At 51.0% G+C, this 18,474-nt stretch carries 15 protein-coding genes; 13 read left to right on the top strand and 2 right to left on the bottom strand.

The genetic code is table 11. From position 1 onward, the window contains the following. Positions 1 to 53: 53 nt before the first annotated feature. Entirely contained in the window at positions 54 to 836 is a 783-nt protein-coding gene (locus HAV38_RS17380; RefSeq protein WP_168056657.1) for a helix-turn-helix transcriptional regulator, read from the bottom strand. Positions 837 to 1,036: 200 nt separating this feature from the next. Here HAV38_RS17380 and HAV38_RS17375 point away from each other — a divergent pair, with 200 nt between their 5' ends. From HAV38_RS17375 to HAV38_RS17355, 5 genes are all read left to right on the top strand, one after another. Continuing rightward, complete coding sequence (locus HAV38_RS17375) at positions 1,037 to 1,840, top strand: class I SAM-dependent methyltransferase (RefSeq protein ID WP_168056656.1); 804 nt, start codon at positions 1,037 to 1,039, stop codon at positions 1,838 to 1,840. Positions 1,841 to 2,029: 189 nt separating this feature from the next. After that, a complete protein-coding gene (gene pbpG / locus HAV38_RS17370; protein ID WP_168056655.1) occupies positions 2,030 to 3,235 on the top strand; it encodes a D-alanyl-D-alanine endopeptidase in 1,206 nt (401 codons plus the stop codon). A gap of 210 nt (positions 3,236 to 3,445) precedes the next feature. Continuing rightward, positions 3,446 to 4,852: an MFS transporter gene (locus HAV38_RS17365; protein WP_260326440.1), complete on the top strand. Its 1,407-nt coding sequence runs from the start codon at positions 3,446 to 3,448 to the stop codon at positions 4,850 to 4,852. Between the two features lie 459 nt (positions 4,853 to 5,311). Further along, positions 5,312 to 6,604, top strand: coding sequence for a cation:proton antiporter (locus tag HAV38_RS17360; RefSeq protein WP_168056930.1), 1,293 nt, complete (start codon positions 5,312 to 5,314; stop codon positions 6,602 to 6,604). A 315-nt stretch (positions 6,605 to 6,919) separates the two neighbouring features. Further along, on the top strand, positions 6,920 to 8,683 hold the full coding sequence (locus tag HAV38_RS17355) for a cation:proton antiporter (RefSeq protein WP_168056654.1): 1,764 nt from the start codon (positions 6,920 to 6,922) through the stop codon (positions 8,681 to 8,683). A gap of 30 nt (positions 8,684 to 8,713) precedes the next feature. Here the strand turns inward: HAV38_RS17355 and HAV38_RS17350 are convergent, their stop codons facing one another. Beyond that, complete coding sequence (locus tag HAV38_RS17350; RefSeq protein ID WP_168056929.1) at positions 8,714 to 9,508, bottom strand: IclR family transcriptional regulator; 795 nt, start codon at positions 9,506 to 9,508, stop codon at positions 8,714 to 8,716. Between the two features lie 463 nt (positions 9,509 to 9,971). Between HAV38_RS17350 and HAV38_RS17345 the strand changes: the two genes are divergently transcribed. The 8 genes from HAV38_RS17345 to ssuC all read left to right on the top strand — a co-directional run bounded on the left by HAV38_RS17345 (position 9,972) and on the right by ssuC (position 18,447). Continuing rightward, positions 9,972 to 11,795, top strand: coding sequence for a glycoside hydrolase family 15 protein (locus tag HAV38_RS17345; protein ID WP_168056653.1), 1,824 nt, complete (start codon positions 9,972 to 9,974; stop codon positions 11,793 to 11,795). A 38-nt stretch (positions 11,796 to 11,833) separates the two neighbouring features. After that, positions 11,834 to 12,583, top strand: a complete 750-nt coding sequence (locus HAV38_RS17340) for an ROK family protein (protein ID WP_168056652.1) — start codon at positions 11,834 to 11,836, stop codon at positions 12,581 to 12,583. A gap of 288 nt (positions 12,584 to 12,871) precedes the next feature. Continuing rightward, the gene (locus HAV38_RS17335) at positions 12,872 to 13,273 is read left to right on the top strand and encodes a diacylglycerol kinase (RefSeq protein WP_245182449.1); all 402 of its coding nucleotides are present in this window, start codon (positions 12,872 to 12,874) and stop codon (positions 13,271 to 13,273) included. 141 nt (positions 13,274 to 13,414) lie between these two features. Continuing rightward, complete coding sequence (locus HAV38_RS17330; protein WP_168056650.1) at positions 13,415 to 14,440, top strand: sulfate ABC transporter substrate-binding protein; 1,026 nt, start codon at positions 13,415 to 13,417, stop codon at positions 14,438 to 14,440. Positions 14,441 to 14,547: 107 nt separating this feature from the next. Next, positions 14,548 to 15,138: an NADPH-dependent FMN reductase gene (gene ssuE / locus HAV38_RS17325; protein ID WP_168056649.1), complete on the top strand. Its 591-nt coding sequence runs from the start codon at positions 14,548 to 14,550 to the stop codon at positions 15,136 to 15,138. Between the two features lie 148 nt (positions 15,139 to 15,286). Next, on the top strand, positions 15,287 to 16,279 hold the full coding sequence (locus HAV38_RS17320) for a sulfonate ABC transporter substrate-binding protein (RefSeq protein ID WP_168056648.1): 993 nt from the start codon (positions 15,287 to 15,289) through the stop codon (positions 16,277 to 16,279). 74 nt (positions 16,280 to 16,353) lie between these two features. Beyond that, entirely contained in the window at positions 16,354 to 17,502 is a 1,149-nt protein-coding gene (ssuD, locus tag HAV38_RS17315; RefSeq protein ID WP_168056647.1) for an FMNH2-dependent alkanesulfonate monooxygenase, read from the top strand. 66 nt (positions 17,503 to 17,568) lie between these two features. Continuing rightward, complete coding sequence (gene ssuC / locus HAV38_RS17310; RefSeq protein WP_168056646.1) at positions 17,569 to 18,447, top strand: aliphatic sulfonate ABC transporter permease SsuC; 879 nt, start codon at positions 17,569 to 17,571, stop codon at positions 18,445 to 18,447. The last annotated feature ends 27 nt before the right edge of the window (positions 18,448 to 18,474 follow it).

Genomic DNA, 18,474 nt, shown 5'->3' with positions numbered 1-18,474 from the left:
CATCCGAAGTGTGCTGCCTCGGCGGTAATTTATCGCTTTTTTTGGCTACCGCTCTATCCCTGCAACAAAACCACCAGCTTCAGTTCTGGCCGGTTAGCGACGCGCAAATTCACTTGCTGATAACTAAGTGTACCCAAAGTTGGATGGTTGAAGCGCCGCTCGCCGCCTTCCTTCTCGGTGACATCCTGAATATTCCATGCACGCTTAAAAGCGCTGCTCCCTGCGCACATACGTTCTACCAGTGCCATAATTTTGGGTTCATCGAGCCGCATCCCGCAATCCGCTCTAAATTCTGCTACCAAACGCGGTGCCCGCAATTCCCAATCGCTAATAAACGTCAGCGCTGCCGGTTCGCAAAAAGTGTAAAGCAATATATTTTTCGATTGAGATTTTTGATCGAGCCAGCCGCTAAATAATGTCTGCGCAGACCGATTCCAGGCTACGACGTCCCAGTAGCGATCCAATAAATAAGCGGGGCTTTTTATTTTGCGTAAGAGCGCAATGACATCCGTAGGAATCTGGTCGTCTACGATGCCCGGCAATTGAGGATCTTCTTTTCCGGAGAGTTTAAACAGGTAGCTACGCTTAGCCGCAGGCAAGCGTAACGCGTCCGCAATCCGTGCCAATGCTTGCGGCGACACCGACACCGTCCGGCCTTGTTCAATCCAGGTGTACCAGGTCACGCTGATATCGCACAACTGCGCGACTTCTTCTCGCCGCAAGCCGGGGGTACGACGGCGCGTGGTCGTGCCGATGGCTAGTTGCATGGGAGCGATCTGCGAGCGTTGGCTTTTGATAAAGTCACCTAACGCTTTGCGCTTACTTAATTCATCCATTCAACTTTTCCTATAGTGAGACTTTTCAGCCCGGCTTTTCATCCATCCATTAAATTGCATAGGTGGGCCAGATGGCGAGCAGGCTTAAAAGATATCAACCTATTGGTAATTATAATAGTATAAGTACCCATCTTGTAACAGGATAAATAACCGCTAAACTCTCTAAAGGTTAACCCAGTTACTTTTCACAGGACGAGCAAATGACAAAAGCTGACATTAACGGTACGCCCGCAGCGATACCGACGCCACGTAACCATAACCAGGTCGTGACCGAACAATTTGGTAGCACTGCTGCGGCGTATTTAACCAGTAGTGTCCATGCCGAAGGCGCGGATTTACAGGATATCGCCGACTATGCCAAAAAATTCCATGCTGCTGTCGCCCTTGATGTAGGTTGCGGCGGCGGACATGTCAGTTTTGCGCTGGCACCGCATGTCGCCAAAGTAATTGCTTACGACTTGTCAGACGAAATGCTGTGCGTCGTTGACGGCGCCGCCAAGGAGCGTGGCCTCACAAATCTGGAGGTGCAGCAGGGTAGCGCGGACCAGCTGCCGTTTGCCGACGCGACTTTTGATCTGGTATGCACGCGCTACAGCGCACATCACTGGAAAAACTTGCCGCAGGCATTAAAGGAGATGGCGCGTGTTTTAAAGCCCGGCGGCAAATGTATCGTGATTGATACCGCGTCACCGGAAGATATACTCGCGGACACTTATTTACAGTCAATCGAACTGTTGCGCGATGCATCACATGTGCGCAATCGCAGCCTCACTGCGTGGCATGCGTTGGCGACAAATGCCGGTTTGACTATGGTCAGCGATAAAGGCTGGAAACTTCCTCTGCAATTCGACAGCTGGATTGCCAGAATGCGCACGCCATCTGACCGGGTAGTGGCGATTAAGTCATTGTGGGATAGCGCGCCGACCGAAGTGCGCGACTATTTTGCCTTGGAATCGGACTATTCATTCGCGATAGATTCTGTAATGATTGTGATTGAAAAATAATCGTTTTTGGCTAATATAGTAATAGGAAGTGACTATTTTGATAACTTGTGGAAGGATTTAATCGAAGTTGTTCGCAGCGCTAGAGAAAATCGTTTAAATATATCGGCTAACTCCCTAATTATCTTGCGATTTTTCCTCTATTTGCCTACACTTTGACAGATTATTTGTTTGTTGAATCAGGAGCCAAACATGGCCAAAACTGCGCTAGTTATAATTTTGTCACTATTTTTTGTTGTTGCGACAGCATCTGCGGCGCCAGGTGAGGATACTAACAAAGCACATGCTGGCAAAGCGACTACTTCAAAAACCGTTAAGAGCAAAACTGGCGCCGGAAAAAAAACGGTCGCAGTCCGCTCGCGCCATGCAAAAAATACTAAAGGCGCAATCGCCAGCGCTCCAGGTAAACGCGAGCGCGTTGTCGGTAAAAAGTCTTCGCGTCAAAACAATCTTGCATCGCTGGAGCAGCGCGAAGGTGTGGTAAGAAAAGTTGTTTACGTCCATGGTCGTCGCAAGGTTGTATTCCAGCGCACCGCGTATGTCGCGCCTGCAGTGATCGTACCGGCAGTTTTGTCTGCGGGCGAGATCGCTGGCCTGAATTTAACGCGCGATCCCTTGGAGCTAAAATCCAATGTTGCGCTGGTATTGGATCAAACTACCGGTCAGGTGTTGTTTGATAAAAATTCACAAGTGTCTTTGCCGATCGCTTCCTTAACCAAGCTGATGACCAGCATGGTCGTAGTCGAAGCGCATCAAGACATGAACGAAGTGTTGAGCGTGACCGACGATGATATTGATCGCGAAAAGCATAGCAGTTCCCGCTTACGGGTTGGTTCCCAATTAAGCCGGACGGATATGTTGCATATCGCATTGATGAGCTCAGAAAATCGCGCAGCGTCCGCCTTAGGCCGCAATTACCCGGGCGGATTGCCCGCATTTGTTGTAGCGATGAACGCCAAGGCTAAATCACTCGGGATGACGGGCGCACATTATGTGGATTCGACCGGGTTATCTCATTTGAACGTCGCCAGCGCACGTGATTTGGCAAAACTGGTAATCGCTGCGTATCAACATCCGATCATTCGCCAGTATTCTACCGACTCCAAATATTTGGTTGAGCCAGGTGGCCGACCATTGCAATACAACACCTCCAATCATCTTGTGGAAAATCCGGGATGGCAAATCGGTCTGCAAAAAACCGGTTATATTAACGAAGCGGGACGTTGCATGGTGATGCAAACCAATGTGGACGGACGTGGCGTGGTGATGGTGTTTCTTGATTCTCGCGGAAAATACTCTCGTCAAGGCGATGCGGACCGCATGAAAAAATGGTTGGCCGAAAATACTTCGGTGTTACCTACCAATACTGGCGCAAAAATCGCGTCGGGTCAGAGCTAAACCGATTTTTCATAAAAAAGCGTTCTTCTTTGGGGTAGAACGCTTTTTTTATGTATGCGCCCAGTTCTAATTCACTTTTCTGCCAACGACAATACAGGTTGATATCAAGTAATGAAAAATTCTTTGTTAAGACTTTTTGTTAAGAACTAGATGCCGTCATTAACTGTAGTTTGTTCCTTCAATAATATTCTTGATTAGCAACTTCTCCCATTGACTGCAGTTAGCCGTACGTTTCTGATTCCCCTTATCGTAGCTTGCGCTTTGTTCATGGAGAACATGGATGCAACCGTAATCACGACGTCTTTGCCCGTACTCGCCCACGATCTGGGACAGCAACCTATTACCCTGAAGCTTGCGCTGACCGCTTACGTCGTAGGGTTGGGGGTCTTCATTCCCGTTTGCGGCTGGGTCGCAGACCGCTTCGGCGCGCGCACGGTCTTTCGTGCAGCGATTGGCGTGTTTATGGCCGGGTCGCTATTGTGCGCTGCGTCAAGTTCGTTGCTGGCTTTTGTTGCTGCGCGCTTTCTTCAGGGAATCGGTGGGGCAATGATGGTGCCGGTGGGACGGATTGTTATTTTTCGCTCGGTGCCGCGCTCCGATTTAGTGACTGCAATCAGTTATCTGACGATACCGTCGCTATTAGGTCCGGTCATCGGGCCACCATTAGGCGGATTCATAACGACCTACTTTCACTGGCGCTGGATTTTTATTATTAACGTGCCGATCAGCATTCTTGGCATTTATCTGGCCGGTCGTTTTATTGATAATTTTAAGGTAGAAGAGCGCTATCCGCTTGATGTAGCAGGTTTCGTTTTGTCTGCCATCGGTAGTACTTTGCTGATGCTGGGGCTATCGTTGATCGATGGAGAATTGATATCGGCAAAGCTGGCTGCGGGCATGTGTGCGATTGGCGTGCTTTTTCTCATTTTTTATATCCGGTATGCGCGTACGGCACCGTTTCCTCTTTTAGATTTGAGCTTGCTGCGAATTCCAACTTTTAGGGTCAGCGTGATGGCCGGTTCGTTATTTCGGATCGGGCTCGGTGCTGCGCCATTTTTGTTGCCGCTGTCATTGCAGATTGGGTTGGGAATGTCGGCTTTTCACGCCGGTAGCATTACCTGCGCCTCGGCTTTTGGCGCAATATTCATGAAGGCTATAGGTTCATCCGTACTGCGGCGGTTTGGCTTCCGCTCAGTGTTAATCTGGAACGCATTATTGGCTGCAATTGCGTTGGCGTCTTACGGATTATTCACGGCAACTACGCCGTATATTGTCATGATCGCTGTCGTATTGCTCGGTGGGTTTTTCCCGTCGATGCAATTTACCTGCTTTAATTCCATGGCTTACGCAGATCTCGATAGTGCGGACGTCAGCCGCGCCACGAGCCTGTCCAGCGTGGTGCAGCAGATTTCATTGGGCCTTGGCGTCACAATAGGCGGCCTGGTAATTATTTTTTCCAGTCGACTCCAAGGGCATGCGACGGTGGTCGCCGCCGATTTCTGGCCAGCATTTATTGTCATAGGCCTGTTCTCGCTAGCCTCGATTCCGCTGGCACGCCGCCTGCCTCCCGACGCCGGATCGGCCTTGACCGGCCATATTCCAGTCAAGCCGCTCTAAATATCCAAATATTCTTTTTCCAAATACGATTTGGTGCCCGCTGAACTTCACCTGATAAATCGACTCTACCCTTCGTTCTAGTTCCGCGTACATGGTATTTATGCGATAGTCGAGTCACGCAGTGGCAAAGACGCAGCAAGGTAATTTTCAAACATCAAAGGACTTACGCAAAGTCGTCCCATCAAGGCGTGCCAGCAAAGTTAGGATGGTTGGATCGGGGCCAAGATAGTCGCGCCACGCAGTGGCAAAGACGCAGCAAGGTAATTTTCAAACATCAAAGGACTTACGCAAAGTCGTTCCAGCAAGGCGTGCCGACGAAGGCAGTATGCGAGTACCGGGCCACGTTGGTGACTAGGAAAGCACAACGCAGCTGGGGCGACTTTGCGTAAGTCCTTTTAGGGGAATGGGATCGATAATTCGCTTATCTGGTATTTGATCGTAGGCATCCTCCTACTCTCAATGGGGCTGATGGCGTCGCTCCTTGAACGGCTTCCGTTCAGCCCTGCAATGTTCTATTTGCCCATCGGTTATGCGTTTGGCCCAGCGGGAAGCGGGCTGATCAACATTGTCCCGGCAGAGCACGCGGCATTGCTGACTTCGGTCACTAAAATTGCATTGTTGCTCTCGTTATTTACCGTTGGGCTGAAGTTGCGCGTCCCCTATCGCGACGGCATTTGGCGCTTACCAATACGTTTAGGCCTCCTGGCAATGCTGGTCACTATTCCGATAATCGCGTTGGTCGGGGTCTTTTTATGCGATCTGCCATTGGGTGCCGCGATTTTACTGGGCGCGATCCTGGCACCGACAGATCCTGTATTGGCCTCCGATGTGCAGATAAAAGATATCGGAGACCGGGACCGGATTCGTTTTAGTCTGACTGGCGAAGGGGGGCTCAACGACGGTACCGCTTTTCCGTTTGTCATGCTGGGTCTGGCTCTGCTTGGCGTGCCCTCTGCCGCATCATTTGCCGATGCTTTCACCGTGCCGCGGGTAATCTGGGGTATTGCCGCTGGCCTTGGCACCGGTTGGACGCTGGGTTGGCTGGTGGGGCGATTAGTCATCGGCTTGCGGCGCAGGTTCCGTATCGCCTTGGGAATGGAAGAATTTTTGGGGATCGGTCTGATTGCACTTGCCTACGGTGCTTCCGAGCTGATGCATGGCATCGGCTTTTTGGCCGTGTTCGCCGCGGGGCTGGCTATGCGACGTATTGAAGCCACCAATAGCGGTCAATTAAGTGCGGATCGGGTTCCCGGCGAAGCCCTTAACCGCGCATTAGGCCAAGGCAACGAAGAGCTTGCCACCCATCCGGCAAAAGCGTCCGCCTATATGACCGAAACGGTTCTGGACTTTAATCAGCAACTTGAAAATTTTGCTGAATTTTTTATGGTCATACTGACTGGCGTGCTGTTGTCGCATATCGGCTTTTCGATGATGGGCGCATGGCTCGGCGTACTTCTTTTCTTTGTGATTCGACCGCTGTCAGTGGCGGTGGCAATGACCGGCGCCAGAGTCACGTCGTTACAACGGCGATTGATGGCCTGGTTTGGTATTAAAGGCATTGGATCGCTTTATTATCTGGTGTTTGCGCTGCAGTTTACATGGATTGTTCCGCCAGGATATCAAGCGGAAGACTTGGCACCGCGTATCAGTTCCATCGTGTTAACGGTAGTCGCCATGTCAATTGTGATACACGGTATTTCTGCCAGGCCGTTGATGGAAATGTACCAGCGCAGACGACGGCGTCAAAGTTAATTCTAGCCAGGGTTACGTCAGGCGTTAAACCCGCCAGCAATATTTCCCCAAGTGCGTTAGGCAGCTGCCTTAGTCAAATACGTTATCATGCGGTGGCGCTTAGTTGATTGCAAGAAATTACGATTAATAACTCGGCGTGCGGATTTCGCCGGGCGTTCGTATCTGCAGTGATTCCCTCGAGTCTATCAATCAGGCCATTCGCTGGCACATAACGTGACCGGTTGTTTTACTATCATTCAGTGTTCGATAGCTTATTGTTATCGTAAATATCTCTGCAATAATTTTACTTTCTACCTTCTCATAAGGAAATCAACGATGCCGGCAGTGGAATTGTTCATTCAGGATTTGGCAGTGATCATGTTGATCGCTGGTGTGGTGACGGTTGTATTCAACCGCTTCAAACAACCGGTGGTGCTGGGCTATATTGTCGCGGGTGTCATTATCGGGCCTTATACGCCGCCTTTTCAGTTAATCCAGGATGAGCACACAATTCATATTCTGTCTGAGCTCGGTGTGATTTTTTTATTGTTTTCTTTAGGGCTTGAGTTCAGTCTTAAAAAGCTGGGAAAGGTCGGTGCAACGGCATTTTTGGTGGCGTTGGCAGAAATCAGTTTGATGTTATGGGTCGGTTACGAGATCGGAATATTTTTCGGCTGGAAGACCATGGATGCCGTTTTTCTGGGCGCTATGCTGGCGGTCTCTTCTACGACTATCATCGTCAAGGCCTTGACTGAACTTAAGATGAAAGAGGAAAAATTCGCGCAGTTGATCTTCGGGATTCTGATTATTGAGGATATTCTTGCCATCGGTATGATTGCCCTGTTGTCAGGTATCGCCGCAACTGGTTCAGTAAATGCTGTCGATGTGGCCGGGACAGTAGGGCGTCTTCTGTTGTTCATGATCGTGGCACTGGTTTTGGGTATTTTGATCGTGCCGCGCTTACTGGCTTATGTCGCGCAATTTAAAAATAAAGAAGTTTTTCTGGTCACCGTGCTGGGCCTGTGTTTCGGCTTTTGCCTGCTGGTAATGAAGCTTAACTACAGCGTGGCTTTGGGTGCCTTTATCATCGGTGCCGTAATGGCCGAGTCTCGCCATTTGCCTCAGATCGAGCGCCTGATTGAGCCGATTCGCGACATGTTTAGCGCGATTTTTTTCGTCGCCATCGGGCTGTTAGTTAATCCAACGGTATTGGTAAAGTACTGGTTGCCGATTCTGGTTATCACTGTTGCCGTGGTCTTGGGTAAGCTGGTTAGCTGCGGCATTGCGACTTTTTTATCGGGTCACAATGGCCGTACCTCTATGCGCGTGGGGATGGGTCTGGCGCAAATTGGCGAGTTCTCGTTCATTATTGCGGCGCTTGGCGTCAGTCTTAAGGTGACCAGCGATTTTTTATACCCAACGGTTGTGGCAGTATCTGTCATGACGACGCTACTAACGCCATATTTGATTAAACTCGCCGATCCTTTATCTATGTATCTGGCTAAGTCGATGCCGGTAAAGTTATCTGCGGTTTTCCGCATGTATTCCACATGGCTGGAAAGTTTGCAACCGCAAGGCGATCGTGCGGCATTGTCAAAAATTATTCGACGCATTTTATTGCAGGTCACGGTTAATTTGGCGATGGTCGCTGCGATCTTTATTATCGGAGGTTATTTTGCCGATATGTTAGGTGAGTATTTGTCGGCGTGGATCACCGATGAACAGGTGCAGAAGGCGTTAGTCTGGGGCGGTGCTTTGCTGGTCTCGTTACCGTTCCTGATTGCGACGTATCGGAAGTTACAGGCGCTTAGTATGTTGCTGGCGGAAATGGCGGTGCGGCCAGAGCACGCCGGATTGCACACATCTGCAGTCCGGCGCGTCATCGCTGAGGTGATCCCGGCATTTTCGATCGTCGGCATCATGTTATTGATCGTTATTCTCAGTAGTCGTATTTTGCCGCCCACCAATTTGCTCATTCTTGTGCTGGTAGCAGCGGCTGGACTAGCTTTTTTGTTGTGGCATCGTTTTGTAAAGCTGCACTCAAAACTACAGATCGCACTGTTTGAGACGCTGAACGAGCAACCGGAGGAAAAGCATTGAGCGTGGATCGGAAGAGCGCGACAGCGTACCTTAGCGCGCTTCTTGCGTATTGGCCGCGTATCCTAAAACGGCAGAAATTTGATGCGCCGTGGTCACCAGATCCTCGACCCACTCCTCCTGCAAACGATCTGCGGGCGCGGAGATTGAAAGTCCGGCGACCAGCTTGCCCGAGTCGTCCCGGATGCCAGCGGCCATACAGCGCACTCCCAGTTCCAGCTCTTCGTTATCGCGAGCATAGCCGAGTGCGCGCACCAGACTTAATTCACGTTCCAGTTTAGTCAGGTCGGTAATCGAGTTTTTATTGTGACCTGCCAGACCGGTACGTGTAGCGTAGGCGCGTACCAGTTTTGGATCATCAATGGATAGAAACAGCTTACCGGTCGAGGTCAGATGCAAGGGTGCACGACCACCGATAGCGCGCACAACTTGCATCCCGGAACGCTCGGAAAAGGCACGGTCGATATACACAATCTCGTCGCTTTGACGGACCGAAAGATTGACTGTTTGATTAGTTTTACGATGCAGCGTCCGCATGAAATCTAGCGCCGCTTCGCGTACATTAAGGCGACTTTTGACAACGTTGCCCAGCTCTAGCAAACGCATCCCAAGCCGATAAGTACCCGGCTCGGAGCGGTCTACAAAGCGCTTCAGTACTAAGTCATTCAAAATCCGATGCGCGGTGGACGGATGCAGACTGGTGGCGGCAGAAAGTTCTTTTAGACTGACCGGATCAGGATAGAGCGCCAGCGTGTCTAGCAACGAAATCATCCGCTCAATGACTTGAATTGAAGTTTTGGCAAGGTCGTTTGGGGCGGCTGGTTTCATCAGAATTTCAATTTTGGAATAGTTTTGGTTCACGAATGATATCTTATATCACAATGTGAAAAATTGAGAGCGCTATTCCCCAATTTAAATCATGCAACAATATCGGGCGTATCATTAAACTAATATGCATCCGGTGTGCCCGTGGCTGCCCGTATTTGATCGGATCCAGGGCGGGAACGACCCTCACCTACAATGTTCATATACGTCCCGTATAGCTACATGGCAACTACTTGGAGCGACGTGAAAGCCGGTCACAAAAGCCGGTCCAAGAATCTGTTAAGCAGTTAACTGGTCGAACGCCACTTGATCCGCGTGGTGGTCAACCCTCGGACGCACTCAAGACCGCTCAAGTTTTACCGCCCCATTTATCACCATTGACCGGCCGCTGGTTGCAGATCGTAAGCGGGGTGCAAAAAATGTAGTCAGCCAGCCAACGACGGCTCAACCATCCTGAGGTGTGCAGATGCCCTTACCCATACAAGAATATGCTTTGATCGGCGACTGCCATACAGCGGCCTTAGTCGGTCGCGACGGTTCCATTGATTGGCTATGTTTGCCCCGTTTTGATTCTGGCGCCTGCTTTGCGGCGCTGCTAGGCCATCCGGAGCATGGTCGCTGGCTACTTGCACCGAAAGCTAAAATTCGTAGTACCTGCCGCAAGTACCGCGAAGGTACGATGATTTTAGAAACAGAATTTGAAACAGAAGAGGGCGTTGTCCGCATCATCGACTGCATGCCGGTTTCCGATGAACGTTGGGATGTATTGCGAATTGTAGAGGGCGTCAGCGGCGACGTGACCATGCGCATGGAGCTCATCATTCGCTTTGATTACGGTTCCATCGTGCCATGGGTGCAAGACGCAGGCGATACGTTACTGGCAACTGCCGGGCCGCACACCCTGGAATTACGCACTGAAGTGCCGGTGTATGGCGAAAATATGAAAAGCATCGCCGAATTTTCCGTCAGCGCGGGCCAGCGGATTCCGTTTTCGCTAAACTACAGGCCGTCTTATGAGGCCTGTCGTGGAGACACGGATCCGGAGCAGGCATTAAAGGTGACCGAGGCCGGATGGCGCGAGTGGTCCGGGCGCAGCACTTACAACGGGCGCTGGAGCGACGCTGTCGCACGATCCCTTATTACGCTTAAAGCGCTGACCTATGCACCTACGGGCGGCATTATCGCGGCCCCGACGACGTCGCTGCCTGAGCAATTGGGCGGCGTACGCAACTGGGATTATCGGTATTGCTGGTTGCGCGATGCTACTTTCACCCTGAATGCGCTCTTGCTCGCCGGTTACCATGAAGAAGCTACCGCCTGGCGCGAGTGGCTATTACGCGCCGCCGCCGGCAGTCCCGAGGATCTGCAAATATTGTATAGCGTCACTGGGGAACGGCGTCTTGAGGAACTGACGCTGGATTGGCTGCCTGGTTACGGTAACGCGGCTCCGGTCCGCATCGGTAATGCGGCATCAAAACAATTTCAGCTTGATGTCTACGGTGAAGTGATGGACACCTTGCATCTGGCACGATCGGTTGGTATGGAGTCTGATCTCGCCGCTTGGGGGATTCAGGTTGCTTTGTTACACTTTCTTGAATCTAACTGGCATCTGCCGGACGAGGGAATCTGGGAAATTCGCGGGCCGCGCCGGCATTTTACCCATTCGAAGGTAATGGCATGGGTCGCATTTGATCGTGCCATCAAGGATGTTGAAGTGTTTGGTCTGGAGGGTCCGGTCGAGCGCTGGCGGCAACTGCGCGACGCGATTCACGCACAGGTTTGCACGGAAGGATACGATGCTAAAAATAATACGTTCGTACAATCTTATGGCTCCGCCGATCTTGATGCCAGCCTGCTATTGATTCCCCAGGTCGGCTTTTTGCCTGCCGACGATCCCCGTATGCGCGGCACGGTCGCGGCGATAGAGCGCCAGCTGGTCGTAGACGGATTGGTTTTGCGCTACTCCACCGGGACCAATGTAGATGCGCTGCCACCGGGCGAAGGCGTGTTTCTGCCCTGTTCTTTTTGGCTGGCTGATTGCATGGCGCTAATGGGGCGTCGTGAAGAGGGCGAGGCATTGTTCGAACGCTTGCTGGCGTTACGCAACGATGTAGGATTGTTATCGGAGGAATATGATGTGCGGGGGCACCACATGTTAGGCAATTTCCCGCAGGCACTAACGCACATGGCCTTGATCAACACCGCCCGATTGCTGTCAATACCGATCCAACAAGCCACCTGTGTTCATGAGACGGCAGAACGACCCGCCGCTGTCACACGGGCATCATGAGCAACCAGAAGCGATCAAAGAAAAAGGAGGACAAAGCGATGAAAGTACTCGTTATTGATGTCGGTGGCTCTCACGTTAAATGCGTCTCAAGCGACAACAAAAGCCCCGTTCGTTTTGAATCCGGGCCTAAAATGACGCCCGAACAAATGGTCAAAAATATCCTGAGAATCACCGAAGGATGGGAATTCGAGGCGGTATCGATGGGTTATCCCGGCGTGGTTCGCCGGGGCAGGATTGTGCGCGAACCGGAGAATCTTGGTCCACTTTGGGTGGGGTTTGATTTTCAGGCAGCTTTCGGATTGCCGGTAAAAGTCATCAACGATGCTGCGATGCAGGCGCTAGGTGGCTATGAGGGTGGAAAGATGCTTTTTCTGGGTCTTGGCACCGGTCTTGGTTCGGCCTTTATTGTCGATGGGGTGATAGCGGCTATGGAACTGGGACATTTGCCCTATACCGATGGAAAGACTTATGAGGATTATTTAGGCGAGGCAGGCCGCGAGAAGTTGGGAAATAAAAAATGGCGGCGTATGGTCGGCGACGTCGTAGAGGGTTTTCGCAAGGCGTTATTACCTGACTACGTGGTACTTGGCGGCGGCAACGTGGAGCATCTTAAGCGTTTACCGCCACACACCCGTCGTGGCGACAACGCCTATGCATTTCTGGGCGGTTTTAAATTATGGGAGCGCAAGGATCAACCTGTCGCGAGTAAAGTGCAATCTGGCTGGACCGTTGCTGATGAAGGTAATTGGCACGATCCGCTGCCGATCCATCCCGCTAATGTAAAGTAGATCCAAAGTAAATTAAGGTTAGCCAAAATCAACACCTCTGATAAGACAGGTGCCTTTTTTTGCGTGGTCACCAGAGTTTCGGTTGTACACCGTAAGTCCTGTCATATTTGACTGTTAAAATTGGTTAATCTGTCATGACGCCAAAACTTTCGAGCGGGCACTCATGACGAGCGCCCCTACTAAAAAATCAAATTTGAAGCGAAGTTCAGCATGAATCAAAAACCACATAGTGCACGATCATCGGAATCAAGGACCCGTAAAACCGCATCGCCAGCGCAACAAGATTCATTGCCCAATCCTGAGCAACCGATCAGTCAATTCAAGAGTACGCGTGGCCTTAGACGCATATTTTCGGCGTTTTTTTATTCGATCGACGGCTTTAAATCCGCCTGGAAAAATGAGAACGCGTTCCGCCAAGAACTGGTGGTGGTGATTCCTGGCATCATCGTTGCGTTTTTTTTACCGGTTTCACCGACTCAAAAATTGCTTCTGATTGCGGTCCTGGTCTGGATCATTATCATTGAACTCATTAATTCCGCCATTGAAGCGGTGGTTGATCGGGTATCGTTAGAGCGGAATCCGCTATCAAAAAACGCCAAGGATTTTGGCAGCGCCGCCGTGCTGCTGACCTGTTTGTTGGCGGTGGCGACATGGGGCGTGATTTTATATCCTTTATTTCACTTTTGGTGAAATTGGCGGCCCCTTATTCAGTGGGCTTGTTGGTGCTTATCTGTTTTTCGCATAACGAGAGAAGAAAGAATTCGTTCTTTTTTCTTTCCACTCAAATTAATCTGTCTTCTCCAAAACAAAAAAAGTTCAGGGAAGCAGATCATGTTGAAACAAATCGCCAGGTCACTCATCGCCATTGCGCTGTTTGCGCAAGTCGGCGTTATCGCACCTATTGTGCACGCAGCAGACTTCTCGATACTCAATGTTTCCTACGATCCGACGCGCGAGCTCTATCAGGAATACAACAAAACATTCGCTAAATACTGGAAAGAAAAGACCGGCGATAACGTCACCATAAAAGCCTCCCATGGCGGCTCTGGCAAACAGGGACGGTCAGTAATTGACGGACTGGATGCAGACGTTGTAACGTTGGCACTGGCGTATGACATTGATGAAATTTCTGCCAAAGCCGGACTTTTGCCTGCCAACTGGCAGACCCGACTAGCCCACCACAGCACGCCTTACACCTCGACCATCGTCTTGCTGGTGCGTAAGGGCAATCCAAAGGGTATCAAGGATTGGGATGATATTGCCAAGCCCGGCGTCTCGGTCATCGTCGCTAACCCTAAAACTTCCGGTGGCGCGCGCTGGGCTTACTTAGCTGCTTACGGCTATGCACTTAAACACAACAACAATGATGATGCCAAGGCACGTGCCTTTATCAGTCGCGTGTATAAAAACGTTCCGGTGCTAGATTCTGGTGCCCGCGGTTCAACCGTTACCTTTGCTGAGCGTGGCGTTGGGGATGTCTTGCTGTCCTGGGAAAACGAGGCCTATCTGGTGCAGGCAGAGTTCGGTAAAGATAAGTTCGATGTTGTGTTCCCATCGTCCAGTATTTTGGCAGAACCGCCGGTCGCCGTGGTGGATAAGGTCATAGACAAACGCGGCACCCGCAAAATCGCCGAGGCTTATCTGCAATATTTATATTCGCCAGAAGGTCAGGAAATTGCGGCCCATAATTACTATCGTCCTACCGATCCTAAGGTCGCCGCTAAATATGCATCCAGATTTCCGAAGTTAAATTTATTTACGATCGATACAGTTTTCGGCGGTTGGCAAAAAGCGCAAAAAACGCACTTTAGCGACGGCGGCGTATTTGATCAAATTTACCAGCCTGGAGCGAAGTAAGTATTTCTTTCATCTGCATGGTGACGCGCCCTGGGCTAAGGTATGCGCTCCATAGCATTTTTTTTCGCAGAACATCGTTTAAAAAGCACGTACGGAATGACTATCCTATGACTATCCTGTTATTAGCTGGCAGCCCATCGGCACCATCTCGCTCTACCCGGATCTTGCATCACATCGGTGAAAAACTGGCATTGCTGGGACACCGTTATACCAAACTGGACGTACGTGATTTGCCGGGTGACGCAGTCCTCCGCGCCGATTTTAGCAATGTGGAGATTCAGGCTGCGCTGGCACAGGTCGCCGCAGCGACGGCAGTCGTTATTTCTACGCCAGTGTACAAGGCAGCTTACAGCGGCGCGTTAAAGGCGTTTCTGGATTTGCTACCGCAGTTTGGCTTGCAGGATAAATTGGTGTTGCCACTGGCAACGGGCGGTGGACAGTCACATATGCTGGCGTTGGATTATGCGTTAAGGCCAGTGCTGTCATCGCTGGGGCCGAAGCACGTATTGAAAAGTATTTATGCCATTGAAGCGCAGGTGCTCTGGTCAGAGGACGGCGGTCTGGTATTAGCAGACGAAATAATCGGACGCATCAATGAGGGCGTTGATCAGCTATCCAGTGGTCTGGTAGCACTACAGAAATCAAGCATGAATAGTTTTACTGAGATTCCGTTTTCCCAGATTCGATGTAGCGTGTAACTGTAGTGTCACATGTTCGTCGAACATGTGATCTCACATTCACATTACACCAGGTTTTCTCGAGTCGCTCTCCCAGGACGGTGCAAAAGAACGCGAAATATTCGCGGTGGGGAGCGCTTACTTAAAATATAGATACCAGGGCATAGTCATGACCGAAATGAAGAAAAAAATTGTTACTCGCCGCCATGCACTGGCAATGTTGTCTGCTACGGTTGCCGGGACGTTGACCGGGATGGTACCGCGATTAACATTTGCACAAGATAAGCAGGTTCTCCGGATTGGGTATCAAAAAGCCGCGAGTACGCTGGTATTGTTGAAAGCGCACGGCACCCTGGAAAAGCGTTTGGCTCCGCAAGGCATTGACGTTAGATGGGCAGAGTTTTCTGCCGGTCCACAATTGCTGGAGGCGCTAAATGTTGGTTCTGTCGATTTTGGGTATGTCGGCGAAGCACCGCCCATCATCGCGCAAGCGGCGGGTGCAGATTTTGTATATAGCGGTTACGAAATTCCGACACCGCTGGCGGAAAGTATCCTCGTCCAACACGATTCGCCGATTAAAACGGTTGCGGAATTAAAGGGCAAAAAGATCGCCTTTAATAAAGGCTCGGATGTGCACTGGCTGGTGATCAGCCAGCTGAAAAAATCAGGCATTGCGTACAGTGAATTCCAGCCAATCTATTTAGCGCCTGCGGATGCACGCGCTGCGTTCGAGCGCGGCGCGGTTGATGCGTGGGCTATTTGGGACCCGTTTCAAACTGCGGCCATCAAGCAACTCAATGCACGCGTTCTGGCAAATGGCAACGGTGCCGTCAGTCATCATCAGTTCTTTTTAAGCGCCCGCAAGTATGCAGAGAAAAATCCGGCAATCATCAGCGCGATTCTGGATGAAGTGAGCAAACAAGGGCAGTGGATTCGTACCAATCTACAAGACGCGTCCTTGCAGTTGGCACCGATACAGGGTTTGGATAAAGAGGTGATTCAAGTTGGCCTTAAGAACTACGCCCATATCTACAAGCCGATCGATAGCAAAGTACTGGATGAACAACAACGGATTGCAGATACTTTTTATGCGTTGAAATTGATTCCCAAAAAAATTATTACGCGTGATGCGGTGCTGGCCGTTTCAACGAACCGAGTCTAGGTGATACGCACCTGCAGCCCAGTTGCGCCGAAGATTTATAACCGCATAGTCGCCTTTACCATACGGAATTTACAATGAACGTTTTCTGGTTTATACCAACGCACGGTGACAGTCGTTACCTCGGCACCTTCCAAGGCGCTCGGCCGGTTAATTACGACTACATGAAGCAGGTCGCGGTCGCCGCCGACACGCTGGGCTACGACGGCGTACTGCTGCCAACCGGACGCTCTTGCGAAGATGCGTGGGTAGTTGCCTCCAGTCTTATTGGCGCGACCCAAAAGCTTAAATTTCTGGTCGCGATTCGTCCGGGTCTGAGTAGTCCGGGACTGGCTGTGCGGATGGCTTCAACCTTTGACAGATTATCCAATGGTCGTCTGCTGATCAATATTGTGACCGGTGGCGATCAGGGTGAGTTAGAAGCAGATGGCGTGTTCGCAGAGCACAGCGAACGATACGAGATTTCAGACGAGTTTTTGCGCGTGTGGCGTGCGACGATGGCGGGTGAGGGCGGTGATGCCGGTTACAGTTTTAGCGGCAAGCACATCACTGTCAAAGGCGCAAAGACGTTATATCCACCATTGCAAAAACCTTATCCGCCATTGTATTTCGGTGGCTCATCGCCATCCGCGCATGCGTTAGCGGCAGAGCAGGTCGATGTCTATTTGACGTGGGGTGAGCCACCTGCGGCAGTCGCAGAAAAAATCGCAGACATGCGTGCGCGGGCTGCCAAATATGGCCGCACGGTGCGCTTCGGTATTCGACTACATGTAATTGTCCGCGAGACCAATGATGCCGCGTGGAAAGCCGCGGAAGAACTGATTAGTTACGTTGACGATGACATCATCGCCCGTGCGCAAAATGCGTTCTCCAAGATGGATTCTGTAGGTCAACGTCGGATGGCGGCGCTGCACAGTGGCAAGCGCGACAAGCTTGAGGTGTCACCAAATTTATGGGCGGGTGTGGGATTGGTACGCGGCGGCGCAGGGACGGCACTGGTGGGCGATGCCGCGACCGTAGTTGAGCGCATGCGTGAATATGAAGCTATGGGAATCGATACCTTCATCATGTCCGGTTATCCGCATCTGGAAGAGTCCTATCGGTTTGCCGAGCTGGTATTTCCTCTATTGGGCAAAGGACACGTGGTTGAGGGCGCGCATGCTCTGAGCGGTCCGTTTGGCGAAGTGATGGCAAATAATTTGTTACCGCAGGCAGTCCCAGCCTGACCGATAAAGTATTGCTTTACTCGCATAAAGTAGTACTTAGAAATTGCTAGTGTGAAGGAAATAAATATGACGACCATTGTGAGTCACGCCCCCCTTAGTCAGGCAGATGTCCCGTCTGTCGGCCACAAATTCAGTGCTTCTGCGGCCAGCAAGAAGCCGCGCCGCATTCCGGTCAACGCCAGGGCTGCTGCGTGGCGCCAGGGACTATTACCATGGTTAGTCCCGTTCTTGCTCATCGCGGTGTGGGAACTGGCGGCGCGGGTTGGCTGGCTCTCAAGCCGTATCTTGCCGGAACCTTTTGCAGTAGCGCGCGCTGCGTGGTCATTAACGTTGTCGGGCGAGTTGTGGAAGCACGTATCGGTTAGCGCCTGGCGCGCCATCTCTGGTTTTGTTGTTGGTGGTGGATGCGGATTGTTGCTCGGACTGCTTACTGGCACCTTTAAAACCGCCGAGACATTGCTGGATACGACGATTCAGATGATCCGGAATATTCCCGCACTGGCGTTGATTCCGTTGGTTATTTTGTGGTTCGGAATTGATGAGTCGTCTAAATTATTTTTGGTATCAATCGGCGTATTTTTTCCGATATATCTGAATACTTTTCATGGTATCCGCTCGGTGGATAAGCGCTTGATCGAGATGGCGAAAAGTTATGGCTTAACGGGCTGGCCTTTATATCGGGATGTCATCTTGCCGGGCGCATTGCCATCTATTCTGGTCGGCGTGCGATTTTCTCTCGGGCTGGTATGGGTGTTGTTGATCGTCGCGGAAACTATTTCGGCGCAGGCCGGTATCGGTTATATGACAATGAACGCACGTGAGTTTTTACAAACAGATGTGGTGTTGGTGGGGATTCTTTTATACGCATTGCTGGGCAAGCTAGCGGACATGCTGGCCCGCGGATTAGAGCGCTACTGGCTACGGTGGCACCCGGGTTATCAATGATCATGACTATCCAGCATTGAAGCTAGA

This window comes from Glaciimonas immobilis (assembly GCF_011947285.1).
In the GTDB taxonomy this organism is placed as follows: domain Bacteria; phylum Pseudomonadota; class Gammaproteobacteria; order Burkholderiales; family Burkholderiaceae_D; genus Glaciimonas; species Glaciimonas immobilis.
Note: the sequence above shows the minus strand (reverse complement) of the source record. Positions and strands in the feature narration are given on the sequence as shown.